The following is a 14,651-nucleotide window of genomic DNA, read 5'->3' on the forward strand; positions in this document are numbered from 1 at the left end:
CGAAATAAAAATGCCCTTAAAGCCTGTAAAACACTGGGCTCAAAGGGCATTTTAACTTTTGAAACTGTCAAAGACAGGAGTATATACTAAAAAAGTGGATTTGTCAAAAAATACAAAAATACACACTGCAATAACGCTTTTATACTTAAATTAATAATAAAATCATATAAGCTAATTAAGAGAATATATTATTATAAAAGGGTACTATTGCAAGTTATAGTACCCGATACAATATAAAATCAAATTTTATTTTTGTAAATTTGCCAGAGTATTCTTAGCTACATCATAATTTTCGGCAACTTTGTTCCAATCAAGTACTTCAAAGAAAGCCTTTATATAATCAGCTCTTAAATTTTTATACTTTAAATAATAGGCATGTTCCCATACATCTATGGCAAGAATAGGGTAAATCTTACCTTCACTTTCAAGAATAGGATTGTCTTGATTAGGACTTGAAGAAACACTTAAATTACCGGATATATCAGTACTTAGCCATGCCCAGCCGGAACCAAACTGACCTGTTGCAAGTTTAGTTAAACTTTCTTTAAGAGAGTCTAAACTGCCAAAAGCCGTATTGATTTTATTCGCAAATTCTCCTGTTGGTTCATGAGTCGGAGTATCGGAAAATTGTCCGAAAAATAAGTTGTGGTTAAAATACCCCCCACCATTATTGCGTATACCTTGTGCATCAGACTTACCTTCTGATTTATTCTTCCAGTGAGCAAGAATAACCTCCACCGGTTTATTATCAATACCGGCTTCCTTAGTCAAAGTATTAAAGTTTTTGGTGTAAGCAGCATGGTGCTTTAAATAGTGAGTTTCCATAGTAAGGGTATCAAAATGTGGTTCTAATGCATCAAATGCATAAGGTAATTTGATTTGTTCGAACATAATTAACTCATCCTCCTTTATAAAATATTAAAATATCAATATTATTTAAATTAAATTTAATAAATATTAAGCAAAATAGCAATCTGATAAAAAATAATATTGATTTTTATCTATATTATCATAAAAAACAATGCTTTTCAATGCGTAATAACATACAAAAACACATGTAAAAAATTACCTGTATCATTTAGTTAATATTATTATATAATAGCTTTATCAAGGATAGTTATTCAATTAGTATATTAAAAATATAAAACAATAATACTTTTTAAAAACAAATTGATAAGGAGATAAAAATATAAATGAGAGATATAAAAATAATTCTTGCTTCGGCATCACCAAGAAGAAAGGAATTATTAAGTCAGATCGGACTTGATTTTGAGATAATGGTTTCGGATAAGGAAACAGAGATAGACAGTAAAGACCCAATCGAGGCTTGTGAAAAGCAGGCCTGCCAGAAGGCGGAGGATATTGTAGAGCAGGCGACACTAAAATATAAGGAAAAAGATTTTATTGTAATAGCTGCAGACACCATAGTGGCATTTGAAGGGAAAATACTTGGGAAACCGAAATCAAGAGAAGATGCAAAACAGATGATTGAAGCCATTTCCGGCAGAAAGCATAGAGTATATACGGCGGTATGTGTTTATAATTCTATTAAGAAAAGCTATGAGAGTTTTGTAGATGATACTCCGGTGGAAGTAGCCAAACTTTCAGAGGGAGAAATAGAAGATTATTTAGATAAAAAAGAACCCTATGATAAAGCGGGTGCCTACGCCATACAGGGATATTTTTCAAGATATATAGTCGGAATAGAGGGGGATTATTACAATGTAATGGGATTACCGATAGGAAGACTTTACAGGGAACATTTAAGAAATTACATTTAGGATTGGAAATTTCATTGTTTTTCTTTCTTCTTTTTTGCTATAATATTATAAGTTAGATTAGTCTAACCAACTATGCAATACTATATTTTCCTTTCTAATCTAATTGGATAGCAGATAGGAATATCCCCTGAAGGAGAAAACTATGAGAGAGAATTTTCAAAATATTGATGGTAAGAAGTTAGAAATTGTCCATGAAATAAAATCCGCCTATGATGAGGGAAAGATTTCTTTAGAAGAAGCAAGAAAAGCCCTTAAAGATAGAGTACAGCACCTTGCCCCCTATGAAATCGCCATTATTGAGCAGGAAATGGTGGAAGAAACTGAAGATGAGTGCATTAAGGAAGATATTCAAGCTATGCTGGAGGTCTTCCAGGATGTTTTAGTCACAAAGGATCAAGAGCTTCCGGAAAATCATCCCATCTCCTGTTACCGTAGGGAAAATGCCAAAATGAAGGAACTACTGCTTTCCGTTGAGGATTTGGTACAGTACCCTCTCATTAAAAACCAATGGCTGGAGCTTTATGAAGACTTGTTGAAATTCAAGATTCATTTGTCCAGAAAGCAAAACCAATTATACCCGGTTTTGGAAAAGAAAGGCTTTACCCGCCCTACTACCACCATGTGGACTTTGGATGACTTTATCCGGGATGAGATTTCAGAGTGCTACAATCTTCTTTTAGAGGATAAGGAAGAGGAATTTATCGGAAAGCAGGCAGAACTTGTGGCTGATGTTCGGGATTTGATGGACAAGGAAGAAAATATCCTCTACCCTACCTCCTTGGAAATGATCAACGAAGAAGAGTTCCGTTATATGGCTGAGGGAGACCGGGAAATCGGTTTTGCCTATATTAGCGTGCAGGCAGATAAGTCCGGCAATTCAGCTTCGGCTTCCTCTTCTGCCTCAGCTTCTACAGCCGGTGCTCCCCTCTCCGGTCTTTCTTCTGCTCCCGGCTTTGCAGAAGAGCTTGCCGGTCTATTAGGAAAGTATGGCTTTAATAATAAGGAAGAGAAGCTGAATGTTAGCACCGGTCAACTTACCTTGGAGCAGATTAACCTGATTTACCAGCATATGCCGGTGGATCTTTCCTATGTGGACGAAAATGAACTGGTGTGCTTCTACACCGACACCAAGCACAGAGTTTTCCCCAGAAGTAAAAATGTCATCGGAAGAGATGTGAAAAACTGTCATCCAAAGGCTTCGGTACATATCGTTGAGGAAATCATTAAGAAGTTCCGTTCCGGAGAACAGGATAAGGCGGAGTTTTGGATTAATAAGCCGGACCTCTTTATTTACATCATTTACTATGCGGTTCGAGATGAAAACGGAAAGTTCAGGGGTGTGCTGGAAATGATGCAGGACTGCACCCATATCCGTTCCCTACAGGGCTCTCAAACTCTTCTGACCTGGGAGCAGCAGGAAAAGGGAAAAAGCAAGGAGACTTTTGAAGACGAAGAAAATAGAGAAAGTACAGAGTCTTTGACAGCCGGCAAGCTGACAGAAATCACCGAAGACACTCTGTTAAAAGATATTTTGGAAGCAGATCCCAATGTAAAGACTCTCCTTTTCCGATTAAGCGATCGCTTTAAGGCCTTAAACACTCCTCTTGCTCGTATTATGTTGCCGAAAGCCACGGTAAAGATTATGAGTGAACGGGCAGAGGTGGATCTTAACACTCTGCTTCGAGAGCTTAGGGAGTATTTTAAACTATGAGTTTTCAAGGTTTACTCTTAGGATTGGTTTGCTTTCTCTGCATAGGGATATTTCATCCCATAGTGGTGTATGCGGAGTATTACTTTAGTAAAAAAATATCCTGGCTTTTTTTCTTAATAGGTCTATCCGCTTGTATAGCCAGCATTTTTCTCCCTTCTCTTTTCCTCTCCGGAAGTTTGGCCATCTTTGGCATTTCCTGCTTTTGGAGTATCCATGAATTATATGAGCAGGAAAAAAGAGTGGAAAAAGGATGGTACCCGAAAAATCCAAAGAGAAAATAGTTCAATACAACGAAAATAAAGCTATAGATGCTGTAAAAATAGAAAGCTCTCTTTAGGCAACAACTCATGAAAAGAGTTTCAAGCTTCTATTTTTACAGCCACTTTTTCTAATTTTCTATTTGTAGCCAAACTTTCAGAGGGAGAAATAGAAGATTATTTAGATAAAAAAGAACCCTATGATAAGGCAGGTGCCTATGCAATACAGGGATATGTAACGGAGAAAGATGGTTATCGTTATCCATCTTTTTTTATGTAAAAATTTAGGGAGGAGTGACTCATTTTGAGTTACTCCTCCCTCTTTTATGGCTGCCATTTCCCGATAGCCCCCTTTCTTTGTCATTTATATTTTCTCATTCATCCAAGAAAAACGTTGCATACTGACAAAACAGCAGAAATTATAGCTAATATCTTGATTATTTGTCGTTCATTATCTTTCATAATCTGATTTTTGCACACATTAGGTAACCACATAAATACTACCGTTATAAGCCATGATACTCTTACTATTATTCTCAACATAATACCCCCTAACCTTACTGTGGTTTTATCCAATAAAAAGTCGCTAATGGTTGTGGTACTAATGTGTATATTCCACTTATAATTACACCTCTCCCCTGATTATTGAAAGCAATCAACCCTGCAGATACACCTAAAGCTGTTGATACAATTTTAGAAACAAGAGGTTCAGGTATCCAAGTAGACAATGCAACTCCAATACCTGTTCCTGCCACTACTTTATTACTTAAATTATTATCTAAATATATCTCAAAACGGTCAAATGAAAGCCACTTTACTTTGGTTACACCACTATTTGAACTTCTCATAAACATTGCCGGAGTATTTTCAACAATTGTTATAGTGTCACCATCAGCTAAAACGCTAACAGAAACGCCTCTCTCTTCCATCTTTTTTTGTACATAATCTACATACTTATCAGTAATCCTAACGCTTCCATCTGAATTTAATTCCAAGTACCCGGAAGTCACCATCTCATAATTTTTGGGGGCAAGATTGTAATTATCGTCACTCGCCACCATTAATTGGTCATTAGTATCAGATTTATTCTCAATCGCAAAAGCTGAAAAGCTAAAACTAAATAGCATAACTAGAACCATCAAAACACTTGTAAAAATTTTAGACAACTTCTTCATATTACTCCTCCTCTAATATACTTTTTATAATCAAAATTTAAAATCATTTCATGTCCTAATAACTCTAAAAATTATCTACGTTTTTATACCTCTGAGGATTGTTAAAGTTCATAAATTCCACCTCCTTACTTTCTTTATAATGGTCTTTCCACTATTGCAAGCTGAACACCTATAAGTTTCTTTTCCATCCAAATCAAAAACCTGATACATACAAACTCCTAAAGCATTTGCTATATCATTTGCAATCTTTAATGTAGGAATTATTTTTTCAGTTTCTATTCCAGCTATATCCGCTGCTCCAACGGATAATACTCTATCTATTTTACTTTCCTTGATCATTTCTATTATTCATAGAATATCACACTCTTTTACTATGCTAATTAATCTAATGCTCAGCTATTGATAATAATCTTGGTATTAATTTTTACTTCTACAACAAAATCAAAGGATTGATAAAGAAAAACTCCTAAGTAATAGCTATATTACTTACAGTTTGCAATATGGAAATGGACTTTTCTATCTCTCTTAGTTTGCTCTCATTCTTGAAAGTTCCATTTTTCTGATTTATAGAATGTTAGATTTATAGAGTAGCACGTCTATAGCTATTCACTTTCTTAATTTCCCGATCAGTTACTTATATCTTACCATATTTTTTAATAAAAAGCAAATTTCCATATTTTAGTTAGTAATAATTAGCTCATTCAATCAAATATTCATACCATGTGGCTGTCGGGAAATAAATAAATTTACTTCTCGTAGAACGAAATAGAAATATCCTGACAAATACAAGGCATTTTTGCTTTGTAACTTTGTCAGGATATTTTGTTTTTCTGTTATGCTATCTATTTTTGGGCATACCCCACCTTGGCTGAAATTTTGCTTTTGCATTTTTTACTATGCGGTTTTCTCCTGTGGTTTACCTTCTAATTTCTTTAGTTTTGCGTAGAGAAAACGATGATATTTATTTATATTTTTTTCGATTGCAAAAAGCATAAATTCTTTATATACCTTATCTGAAGAACGATAGTTAAAGTGTCGGAAATCCTCATTCTCTTTAATATCTCCAAAATGACCTTCTGTTTGAATAGAGCGTATCTGTCGTTTCAAAATGCCTTTTTCACTCTGGATGTTAGCATGTGACTTCTCTCGAAGCTCTTCCCATACTTCATTTATCTTCATTACTTTGTTCTTATCAACATCCTTATCAGGATTATATTTGTATAAGCATTTAGACTTATGTTCACATCCGCTACAGTCTGAACATCCATATACATCATAAGTTTGTGTATAACCATTCTATTCTTTCTTTTCTGTGTTGATATGTCTCAGTTCACGGCCGTCATGACAGATATAGACTTGCTCATCCTCAAATACCGTTGTCTTCATGTTGCAGTATTTACCTATATCTTTACTGTATGCTCTTGTTTTTCGTTTCTCGTGATCCTGTTTTATGTAAAAATTTAGGGAGGAGTGACTCATTTTGAGTTACTCCTCCCTCTTTTATGGCTGCCATTTCCCGACAGCCCCCTTTTTATACAAGGTGATTATTATAATGTAAACGGATTGTAAAATAAAAGCTGTTATAAATTAAATATATTTTAGTTTCCTTCAGGGTTTAGGCATTTGCCTTCTTTATCAAATTGATAGCTGACACCCTTTATATCAATGGAGCGGTCTCTGGCCATCTTGCCGTCAAGAAGCATATAGTACCAGCTGCCGTCATCATTAGGTATCCATTCATTGGTAGCCATAGTACCGTTTGAATGCACATAGTAAGTATTGTTGCCGTCTTTTATCCACTTACGCATAGCCATCTTACCGTTGTAATTGAAATAATACCACTCGTTGTTGTCAGGATTTTGAGCCCACTCACCTTGTGCCATAGTACCGTTTGAGTGGAAATAGTAGTAACCGTCTTTTATCTTCTGCCAACCGGTAAGCATTGAACCGTTATTGCTTAAATAATACCAGTTGCCGTCTATTACTTTCCAACCTGTGGTTTTTTTGCCGTTAGCATCATAATAATACCAATAACCGTCTTTTTCTTCCCAATTTGTTTTCTCAAGGACATTCACATGGATAGATTTGGTTATATCTCTGTATGTAACATTGATATTGGTCTCACCGACCTTTTTAGCATGTACCTCACCTTGATAAACATCTGCAATATCGGGATCCTCCGAACTCCATACAGCAAATTGGCTTACATTGGTATAAATACCGCCTTCTAAAAATATTGCACTTGTATCAACATCAAACAATAATTCCATATCCATCTCTGTGGGAGCTACAATAAGATGCTTAGTCAATCCGTCGGCAGAATCAGTACCGGCATTTGCCATTGCAAGGCCTGTCATCTTTTTTTCAATGGAATCCACATCATATTCATTTTCATAGTCGACACCGATACTGTTATAAACATCTCCGATATCTGTAGAACTGTTTAATTCCCTTACGACACCTGTCTTAACCGAATTGTCTACAGCTGTAAGGCTGCCCTCTTCACCGGAAGACTTATTTTCACAGCCTGTTATTAAAAAACTACTACCTATACCTAATGATAGTAATAAGAACGGTATAATCCTCTTCATATTCCTCCAAACTCTAAAACATTTACTTAGGGTATTATAGCTATTTAAAAATAGCATTTCAACATATATTTTAATATAATTCCATGAAAAAAATAATTCCCTGAGTATTTTTTACAAGATCCAATATAATATCGCGGCTGTTCTTTTGTTTACCCTGTATTGTAATTGTGGCGGCACCGCAGGTATCGGGTATCAAATTATTTTTGGTTAATTCAAGCTCGACTATATCCAAGTCATTTTGCCTGACATTGCTTAAGAAAATACTTAAAGGTATTTTTCTGTCGTATTCTATATATAATTCGACAGAGGTTGAGTCTTTTCTTAAAATCCCGTCCAAGTTTTGAAGCAATGCCATTACTATAAAAATAGCCACTCCGCCTGCTATAGCACCTTCATAAAACCCTATTCCGACAGTCAGACCGCAGCAGGCGGCGGCCCATATACCTGCAGCTGTGGTAATACCTTTAACTTGATTTCTGCCGGTAAGTATTATTGTTCCGGCACCCAAAAAACCTACACCGCTTACAACTTGAGCGCCGAGTCTTACAGGATCGCCGCTTTTAAATACCTGAAATACATATTGATTTGTCATCATAACAAGAGTTGAACCAAGGCAAACCAATATATATGTTCTAAAGCCTGCAGGCCTGTTTTTCCTTTCACGATCAAAGCCCAATATTCCGCCTATCAAAACTGACAGTATAATGCGAAGTATCATAGAGTAAAAATTTAATTCCCTTGGCATACACACTCCTTAAAATATTTAATGTGCCTATTATATATGTAATATCGGATAAGGTAAATATCAATATAAATTAATTTGCTTTTAACCTTGCTATAAGCTATAATTATATGATTAATGTAGACAATATGGAGGATCATATGACAAGGCATTTGCTAAGAGAACATTGTTTTAAAATATTATTTGTTTTAGATTTTTATCCGGAAGAAGAGGTGGAGATCCAAATAGATAATTATTTTGAATCACCGTCTTTAGAAGATGAAGAAGATACACTTATTCATGATGCAAATTACAGTGATGGGGATATAGAATATATAAAGTCAAAGGCAATGCTTGTAATTGAAAGACGTCCTGAGATTGACAAAATAATAAGCGATTTGTCACAGGGCTGGAAGCTTGAGAGAATAGGACGAGTTGAAAGAAATATTTTGAGACTTGCTATAGCTGAAATGAAATACGATAGTGATATACCTGTAAGCGTAGCGATAAATGAGGCGGTAGAGCTTGCAAAGACATTCGGTAGAGATGAGTCTTATTCATTTGTAAATGCTATATTGTCAAAGGTGGAAGTAGAGTAGTAAAGACCCGGAGGATATATGGTTTATTCCGTATCAAAAGTGAATGCATATATAAAAAACATGTTTATGCAGGACTTTGTACTAAATAAGATATCAGTAGAAGGAGAAGTAAGCAATTGCACATATGCTAACTCTAATCATATATATTTTACCATAAAGGATGAAGGAGGGACCTTATCTGCGGTTATGTTTGCCGGTCAGAGAGGAGGTCTCTCTTTTGATATGAAAAGAGGGCAAAAGGTTGTCGTTACAGGCACTATATCCTGCTATGAAAAAGAGGGCAGATATCAGCTCTATGCAAATAAGATAGAGGAAGCCGGAAAAGGTGATTTATATGAAAAATATCTTCAGCTTAAAGAAAAGCTTGAAGATATGGGGATGTTTGATCAAAGATATAAAAAAGAAATACCTAAGTTTGTACAGAGTATAGGTGTGGCAACAGCTCAGACCGGAGCCGTAATAAATGATATACAAAATGTAAGTTACAGAAGAAATCCCTATGTCAGAATTGTTTTGGCTCCATGCCTAGTACAAGGTGATGCGGCACCTAAAAGTATTATTTCCGCTATAAAAAAACTTGATAAAATGAATCTGGATGTTTTGATAGTGGGAAGAGGCGGAGGATCTATAGAAGATCTTTATTGCTTTAATGATGAAGAACTTGCAAAAACTATTTTTAATGCCAAAACTCCTATAATAAGTGCTGTGGGACATGAAACCGATTTTACAATAGCCGACTTTGTGGCGGATTTAAGAGCTCCCACACCAAGTGCGGCTGCGGAGATTGCAAACTTTATCTATAATGACTATATGTATACATTGGACGTCTATAATAGAAAGCTTACAGAGCAAGTTGAGAGAAAGATAGATTATGTAAAAAGAGATTTAGATATGCTTCTTATAAAGCTGAATACTCTAAGTCCGCAGATACGTATAAGAGAACAAAAGCAAAGATTGGAAAACTTTGCAAAGATATTACAAAATACTTTTAAAAACAATTTGGAAAATAAAAAGACTGCACTCGTAAACTTAAGTAAGAGGCTTGATACGGTATCACCTCTTAAAAGATTGTCAGGCGGCTACGCATATATAAGTGATAATAAAAATAACAAAGTTTTAAGTGCCGAAAGCGTAAAGCCTGAGGATGAGTTAAATATATATTTTTCCGATGGTAAGGTAAGAGCAAAGGTCTTATAATAGAGGGAGAAAAATGCCGAAAAAAGAAGAAAAAAAGCTTGGTATAGAAGAAAATCTGATAAATATAGAAAATGTAATAGCAAAACTTGAAGAGCCGCAGACTACACTTGAAGAAGCGTTTGTACTCTATGAAGAGGGTATAAAGTTGGTGAAACAGGCAAGTGAGGGAATAGCTCATGTAGAGAGACAGATGGAGATACTGTCAGGGGATACAAAAGATGAATAAGGACAATTTAAAGAAAATAGAAGAGATAATAGAGTCCTTCTTTTTCAGTGAGGACGATTTAAATAAAAAGGTTATTACAGCCGCAAATGAAGCAATAAAAAACGGAGGTAAGAGACTTAGACCTCTTATAATGTTTGAAACTTATAAGGCTGTTGCAGGGGCGGAGTATGATGAGGGTATAATTGCACCTTTTTTGGCTGCAATAGAGATGATTCATACATTTTCTTTGATTCATGATGACCTTCCCGCAATGGATAATGACAAACTGAGAAGAGGTAAACCCACCACTTGGGTAAGCTATGGTGAGGATATTGCAATACTTGCAGGAGATATGCTTTCTGTACAGGCGTTTGAAATAATATCCGAAAAAATGCAGGATATTGAAGATGACGTTATTTTAAAAAGAATGTCAAAAGCATTATACACATTGGCAAGAGCCACCGGAGGTTTCGGCATGATAGGCGGACAATGTGTGGATGTGGAGTATTGCGGTAAAAAGATGAGTGAAGATGTGATGAGATATACTTACTCATTAAAGACCGGAGCATTATTACAGGCATCCTTTGTTATCGGAGGGATACTTGCAGGAGCAAATGATGAAGAAACCGAAATGCTTAAAAAAGCCGGAAGCTATATTGGAGAAGCGTTTCAGATAAGAGATGATTATCTTGATATTGTGGCGGATGAAAAGGAGCTTGGAAAACCTACACATTCGGATGAAAAAAATGAGAAGACAACCTATGTAAATATTGTAGGTATTGATGAAAGCTTAAGAAGAGTTGAATCACTTAGTGCTGACGCTAAGAAATGCTTGAAAGAAGTAAGGGGAAATATGAACTCTATTTTTGAAATCATTGATATGATGGTAAATAGAACTTCATAAGAAGAAATATGATACTTGAAAATATTGAAAAGCCAAGTGATATAAAAAAATTAAAGAAAAAAGAATTGGATATATTAGCAAGAGAGATAAGAGATTTTCTTGTTGAGAAAATAAGTATAACAGGCGGACATCTGGCAAGTAATCTTGGAGTTGTGGAGCTCACCATGGCTATACATATTGCTTTTGATCTGCCAAAGGACAAGATAATATGGGATGTAGGACATCAGTCTTATACTCATAAAATACTCAGTGGAAGAAAGAATGCTTTTGATAATCTTAGAAAATTCGGTGGAATGGCAGGATTTCCAAAGACCAGTGAGTCAAAATTTGATGTCTTTAATACCGGGCATTCTTCAACAAGTCTGTCTGCGGGACTTGGAATGGCATTCGGAAGAGATATAAAGGGTGAAAACTACAGAGTCATTTCAGTAATAGGAGACGGTGCTCTTACAGGCGGTATGGCTTATGAAGCATTAAATAATGCGGCTCAGATAAAGAAAAACTTTATCATGGTTTTAAATGACAATGAGATGTCCATTTCAAAAAATGTAGGCGGTATGAATGATTACCTTAACAATATCAGAACCGGTGACGGATACAATAATCTGAAAAAGAGAGTTGTAAATTCCTTGGAACATTTGCCATATATTGGAAAGCCTATGATAGACAGTATAAGACAAACCAAAAACGGAATAAAGCAAATATTGATACCGGGAATGCTGTTTGAAAATATGGGGGTTACCTATCTGGGACCTGTAGACGGACATAATATCGCATCACTTTTAAAAGTCTTTGAAGAGGCAAAAAAGGTGGAGGGACCTGTGCTTGTGCATGTACTTACCAAAAAAGGAAAGGGATATTCGCCGGCTGAAAATCACCCTGAAAATTTCCATGGAATAGGTGCATTTGATATTGCAAGCGGTAATGCAAAGTCCGGAAGCAAAAAGCCCACATATACGGATGTTTTTTCCCAAAAAATAGTGGAACTTGCAAGTGAAAATAAAGATATAGTTGCAATAACCGCCGCAATGCCGGAGGGTTGCGGACTTTTGGATTTTAAAAACAAGTTTCCAAAAAGATTCTTTGATGTGGGTATTGCGGAACAGCATGCCATAACATCTGCGGCAGGACTTGCGGCATCAGGTCTGATACCTGTTGTTTGTGTATATTCCTCATTTTTACAAAGAGGATTTGATCAGATAGTGCATGATGTATGCTTACAAAATCTTCATGTGGTATTTGCAATTGACAGAGCGGGACTTGTAGGCGCTGACGGGGAAACGCATCAGGGAATATTTGATGTGTCATTCCTTAGCTGCATTCCGAATATGACTTTACTTGCACCAAAGAACGCTAAAGAGTTGGAAGCATGTCTTGAGTTTGCGATAAATTATGACGGACCTGTTGCTATAAGGTATCCGAGAGGTATCGCATATGACAGTTTAAATGAGTTTGAAACGCCTATAGAGTTTGGAAAGGGTGAGATGCTTTTTGAAGAAAGCGATATAGCCCTGCTTGCAATAGGAAGCATGGTAAGTACTGCAAAAAATCTCAGGGAAAAGCTGAAGGCAAATGATTTGAATGTATCCGTTGCAAACGCCAGATTCTTTAAGCCAATAGATTTTGATTTGGTGGATAAATTATGTGAAAAACATAAGCTTATTGTGACCATGGAAGAGAATGTGATAAACGGTTCCATGGGTGAAAAAGTGAAAGCATATATTCATGAGAATCACAAAGAGGTGGAAGTTTTAAATATTGCACTGCCTGACGGATATGTGGAGCATGGAGATGTGAGTCTTTTAAGAGAAAAACTTGAGATAGATTCAGATTCCATACTGAAAAAAGTTTTAGACAAATATGAGATGATGAAAAATGAAAGATAGATTGGATATACTTTTGGTAAAGCGTGGTCTTGCCGAAAGCAGAGAAAAAGCAAAGGCCATAATAATGTCGGGCATTGTATATGTTGACGGACAAAAGGAAGATAAAGCCGGACAGACATTTGCCGAGGAAGTAGATATTGAAGTGCGAGGCAGTACATTAAAATATGTGAGCCGAGGCGGACTGAAACTTGAAAAGGCTATGGAGTGCTTTGATGTAAGTGTAGAAAATAAAGTCTGTATGGACATAGGAGCATCAAGCGGAGGCTTTACCGACTGTATGCTTCAAAACGGTGCAACAAAGGTATATGCCGTAGATGTAGGGCATGGACAGCTTGCATGGAAACTTAGAAATGACGAAAGAGTAGTAGTCATGGAAAAGACGAATATAAGATATGTAAGACCTGAGGATATAGGTGAGGAGATAGATTTTGCAAGTATAGATGTATCTTTTATCTCATTGTCAAAAGTTCTACCGGCAGCTTACAATCTTTTGAAAGAAAACGGTGAGATTGTTGCACTTATAAAGCCCCAGTTTGAGGCCGGAAGAGAAAAGGTAGGTAAAAAAGGTGTGGTCAGAGAAAAGTCCACACATATAGAAGTCATAGAAAATTGTTTTCAGTATGCAAGAGAAAATAATTTCTCTGTGGAAGAACTTGAATTTTCACCTGTAAAGGGTCCTGAGGGAAATATTGAGTACCTGTATCATCTCGTAAAGAATAAAAAAGAAGAGAGTAATATAGATATAGAGGCGGTAGTAAACACCGCTCATGAGAGCTTATAAGAGAACGTGGAGGAAGCATGAAAAGTTTTTTTCTTGTTGGAAACAGTGAGAAGGACGGAATAAAAAGAGCACTGTCCAATCTGGAAAATGAAATAAAGTCAAAGGGCGGAGTATGCTATAAATCCTATGGCTATATTGATATAAAAGACTTCCCGAAAGTTGACTGTGTTATTACGCTGGGTGGTGACGGTACTCTTATAAGGGCTGCAAGAGATATATCACATCTTGGGACACCTATAATAGGCATAAATATGGGACATATGGGTTATCTTACAAGTATCAATAAAGCGGGTGATATCAAGAATATGGTGGATATACTTATCAATGATGAATATTTCATAGAAAAAAGAATGATGATATCCGCCACAGTTATAAGAGACGGAAAAGAAATATGTACTTTGAATGCTCTTAATGAAGCCGTTATCACAAGACTTGAAAGATTAAAAACTATAAGATGTAATGTTTATATTGACGGGGATTTCTTGAATGAATATTCATCTGATGGTATAATTGTAGCAACGCCTACAGGCTCAACCGCATATAATTTGAGTGCGGGAGGACCTATCATAGAGCCGAGCTCCAAGATGATGCTGATAACGGCAATTTGTCCTCATGCCCTAAGTCAAAGAAGCATAGTACTTTCATCCTCAAAAGTAATACGTGTTTCATTTAATGACAATTTAAAGTCCAACAGAGAACTTGTAGTGGACGGCGATGAGAGTGTGATCCTGGAAAATAAGGACGTGATTGAATTAAGAGAGTCGGAAATATATGCCGGACTGATAAAATTAAAGAAGGGGAGTTTTCTGGACAACATCAGAAATAAGATGAATAGGATTTGAT

At 36.1% G+C, this 14,651-nt stretch carries 17 protein-coding genes and 1 pseudogene; 11 read left to right on the forward strand and 7 right to left on the reverse strand.

Annotated features, from left to right (window positions below; translation table 11 throughout):
* Positions 1 to 246: 246 nt before the first annotated feature.
* Positions 247 to 891, reverse strand: a complete 645-nt coding sequence (locus HMPREF1140_RS11635) for a superoxide dismutase (RefSeq protein WP_009664094.1) — start codon at positions 889 to 891, stop codon at positions 247 to 249.
* Between the two features lie 302 nt (positions 892 to 1,193).
* Between HMPREF1140_RS11635 and HMPREF1140_RS11640 the strand changes: the two genes are divergently transcribed.
* The 4 genes from HMPREF1140_RS11640 (at position 1,194) to HMPREF1140_RS14100 (ending at position 4,029) form a co-directional block, all read left to right on the forward strand.
* Complete coding sequence (locus tag HMPREF1140_RS11640) at positions 1,194 to 1,781, forward strand: Maf family protein (protein WP_009664204.1); 588 nt, start codon at positions 1,194 to 1,196, stop codon at positions 1,779 to 1,781.
* A gap of 142 nt (positions 1,782 to 1,923) precedes the next feature.
* Positions 1,924 to 3,492, forward strand: coding sequence for a DUF438 domain-containing protein (locus HMPREF1140_RS11645; RefSeq protein ID WP_009664067.1), 1,569 nt, complete (start codon positions 1,924 to 1,926; stop codon positions 3,490 to 3,492).
* On the forward strand, positions 3,489 to 3,773 hold the full coding sequence (locus HMPREF1140_RS14095; RefSeq protein ID WP_083846519.1) for a DUF4491 family protein: 285 nt from the start codon (positions 3,489 to 3,491) through the stop codon (positions 3,771 to 3,773). Before HMPREF1140_RS11645 ends, HMPREF1140_RS14095 begins: the two co-directional genes overlap by 4 nt.
* An 88-nt stretch (positions 3,774 to 3,861) precedes the next feature.
* On the forward strand, positions 3,862 to 4,029 hold the full coding sequence (locus tag HMPREF1140_RS14100; RefSeq protein ID WP_083846520.1) for a Maf family protein: 168 nt from the start codon (positions 3,862 to 3,864) through the stop codon (positions 4,027 to 4,029).
* Between the two features lie 98 nt (positions 4,030 to 4,127).
* Here the strand turns inward: HMPREF1140_RS14100 and HMPREF1140_RS13450 are convergent, their stop codons facing one another.
* The 6 genes and pseudogenes from HMPREF1140_RS13450 to HMPREF1140_RS11675 form a co-directional block, all read right to left on the reverse strand.
* Positions 4,128 to 4,292: a hypothetical protein gene (locus HMPREF1140_RS13450; protein WP_156789907.1), complete on the reverse strand. Its 165-nt coding sequence runs from the start codon at positions 4,290 to 4,292 to the stop codon at positions 4,128 to 4,130.
* A 14-nt stretch (positions 4,293 to 4,306) separates the two neighbouring features.
* Positions 4,307 to 4,924, reverse strand: coding sequence for a hypothetical protein (locus tag HMPREF1140_RS11650; RefSeq protein ID WP_009664154.1), 618 nt, complete (start codon positions 4,922 to 4,924; stop codon positions 4,307 to 4,309).
* A 108-nt stretch (positions 4,925 to 5,032) separates the two neighbouring features.
* The gene (locus tag HMPREF1140_RS11655) at positions 5,033 to 5,263 is read right to left on the reverse strand and encodes a hypothetical protein (protein ID WP_009664079.1); all 231 of its coding nucleotides are present in this window, start codon (positions 5,261 to 5,263) and stop codon (positions 5,033 to 5,035) included.
* Between the two features lie 555 nt (positions 5,264 to 5,818).
* A pseudogene (locus HMPREF1140_RS11665) lies at positions 5,819 to 6,379 on the reverse strand (transposase); the annotation flags it as partial.
* Between the two features lie 143 nt (positions 6,380 to 6,522).
* On the reverse strand, positions 6,523 to 7,515 hold the full coding sequence (locus tag HMPREF1140_RS11670) for an N-acetylmuramoyl-L-alanine amidase family protein (RefSeq protein ID WP_009664150.1): 993 nt from the start codon (positions 7,513 to 7,515) through the stop codon (positions 6,523 to 6,525).
* 70 nt (positions 7,516 to 7,585) lie between these two features.
* The gene (locus HMPREF1140_RS11675) at positions 7,586 to 8,260 is read right to left on the reverse strand and encodes an MgtC/SapB family protein (protein ID WP_009664068.1); all 675 of its coding nucleotides are present in this window, start codon (positions 8,258 to 8,260) and stop codon (positions 7,586 to 7,588) included.
* A 137-nt stretch (positions 8,261 to 8,397) separates the two neighbouring features.
* Here HMPREF1140_RS11675 and nusB point away from each other — a divergent pair, with 137 nt between their 5' ends.
* The 7 genes from nusB to HMPREF1140_RS11710 are packed head-to-tail and all read left to right on the forward strand — an operon-like array spanning position 8,398 to position 14,650.
* A complete protein-coding gene (gene nusB, locus HMPREF1140_RS11680) occupies positions 8,398 to 8,835 on the forward strand; it encodes a transcription antitermination factor NusB (protein ID WP_009664112.1) in 438 nt (145 codons plus the stop codon).
* Between the two features lie 18 nt (positions 8,836 to 8,853).
* Positions 8,854 to 10,032 carry an exodeoxyribonuclease VII large subunit gene (xseA, locus tag HMPREF1140_RS11685; protein WP_009664086.1) on the forward strand — a complete coding sequence of 393 codons (1,179 nt, stop codon included), beginning with the start codon at positions 8,854 to 8,856 and terminating at the stop codon, positions 10,030 to 10,032.
* A 13-nt stretch (positions 10,033 to 10,045) separates the two neighbouring features.
* On the forward strand, positions 10,046 to 10,258 hold the full coding sequence (gene xseB, locus HMPREF1140_RS11690) for an exodeoxyribonuclease VII small subunit (RefSeq protein WP_009664201.1): 213 nt from the start codon (positions 10,046 to 10,048) through the stop codon (positions 10,256 to 10,258).
* Complete coding sequence (locus HMPREF1140_RS11695; RefSeq protein WP_009664050.1) at positions 10,251 to 11,141, forward strand: polyprenyl synthetase family protein; 891 nt, start codon at positions 10,251 to 10,253, stop codon at positions 11,139 to 11,141. Before xseB ends, HMPREF1140_RS11695 begins: the two co-directional genes overlap by 8 nt.
* An 8-nt stretch (positions 11,142 to 11,149) precedes the next feature.
* The gene (dxs, locus tag HMPREF1140_RS11700; protein ID WP_009664091.1) at positions 11,150 to 13,027 is read left to right on the forward strand and encodes a 1-deoxy-D-xylulose-5-phosphate synthase; all 1,878 of its coding nucleotides are present in this window, start codon (positions 11,150 to 11,152) and stop codon (positions 13,025 to 13,027) included.
* Positions 13,017 to 13,808, forward strand: coding sequence for a TlyA family RNA methyltransferase (locus HMPREF1140_RS11705; protein WP_009664145.1), 792 nt, complete (start codon positions 13,017 to 13,019; stop codon positions 13,806 to 13,808). The genes dxs and HMPREF1140_RS11705 overlap by 11 nt, the downstream gene beginning before the upstream one ends.
* Before the next feature lie 17 nt (positions 13,809 to 13,825).
* On the forward strand, positions 13,826 to 14,650 hold the full coding sequence (locus tag HMPREF1140_RS11710) for an NAD(+)/NADH kinase (protein ID WP_009664153.1): 825 nt from the start codon (positions 13,826 to 13,828) through the stop codon (positions 14,648 to 14,650).
* Position 14,651: the final 1 nt, after the last annotated feature.

Source organism: Lachnoanaerobaculum sp. ICM7 (assembly GCF_000287675.1).
Classification (GTDB): Bacteria; Bacillota; Clostridia; order Lachnospirales; family Lachnospiraceae; genus Lachnoanaerobaculum.

What these genes read in the sequence shown, in the direction of transcription:
- HMPREF1140_RS11650 (WP_009664154.1), bottom strand. Translation starts at nt 4,924, where the DNA reads ATGAAGAAGTTGTCTAAAATTTTTACAAGTGTTTTGATGGTTCTAGTT.
- xseA (WP_009664086.1), top strand. Translation starts at nt 8,854, where the DNA reads ATGGTTTATTCCGTATCAAAAGTGAATGCATATATAAAAAACATGTTT.
- HMPREF1140_RS11635 (WP_009664094.1), bottom strand. Translation starts at nt 891, where the DNA reads ATGTTCGAACAAATCAAATTACCTTATGCATTTGATGCATTAGAACCA.
- HMPREF1140_RS11675 (WP_009664068.1), bottom strand. Translation starts at nt 8,260, where the DNA reads ATGCCAAGGGAATTAAATTTTTACTCTATGATACTTCGCATTATACTG.
- HMPREF1140_RS14095 (WP_083846519.1), top strand. Translation starts at nt 3,489, where the DNA reads ATGAGTTTTCAAGGTTTACTCTTAGGATTGGTTTGCTTTCTCTGCATA.
- dxs (WP_009664091.1), top strand. Translation starts at nt 11,150, where the DNA reads ATGATACTTGAAAATATTGAAAAGCCAAGTGATATAAAAAAATTAAAG.
- HMPREF1140_RS11670 (WP_009664150.1), bottom strand. Translation starts at nt 7,515, where the DNA reads ATGAAGAGGATTATACCGTTCTTATTACTATCATTAGGTATAGGTAGT.
- HMPREF1140_RS11640 (WP_009664204.1), top strand. Translation starts at nt 1,194, where the DNA reads ATGAGAGATATAAAAATAATTCTTGCTTCGGCATCACCAAGAAGAAAG.
- HMPREF1140_RS11710 (WP_009664153.1), top strand. Translation starts at nt 13,826, where the DNA reads ATGAAAAGTTTTTTTCTTGTTGGAAACAGTGAGAAGGACGGAATAAAA.
- xseB (WP_009664201.1), top strand. Translation starts at nt 10,046, where the DNA reads ATGCCGAAAAAAGAAGAAAAAAAGCTTGGTATAGAAGAAAATCTGATA.
- HMPREF1140_RS11695 (WP_009664050.1), top strand. Translation starts at nt 10,251, where the DNA reads ATGAATAAGGACAATTTAAAGAAAATAGAAGAGATAATAGAGTCCTTC.
- HMPREF1140_RS11645 (WP_009664067.1), top strand. Translation starts at nt 1,924, where the DNA reads ATGAGAGAGAATTTTCAAAATATTGATGGTAAGAAGTTAGAAATTGTC.
- HMPREF1140_RS11705 (WP_009664145.1), top strand. Translation starts at nt 13,017, where the DNA reads ATGAAAGATAGATTGGATATACTTTTGGTAAAGCGTGGTCTTGCCGAA.
- nusB (WP_009664112.1), top strand. Translation starts at nt 8,398, where the DNA reads ATGACAAGGCATTTGCTAAGAGAACATTGTTTTAAAATATTATTTGTT.
- HMPREF1140_RS11655 (WP_009664079.1), bottom strand. Translation starts at nt 5,263, where the DNA reads ATGATCAAGGAAAGTAAAATAGATAGAGTATTATCCGTTGGAGCAGCG.
- HMPREF1140_RS13450 (WP_156789907.1), bottom strand. Translation starts at nt 4,292, where the DNA reads ATGTTGAGAATAATAGTAAGAGTATCATGGCTTATAACGGTAGTATTT.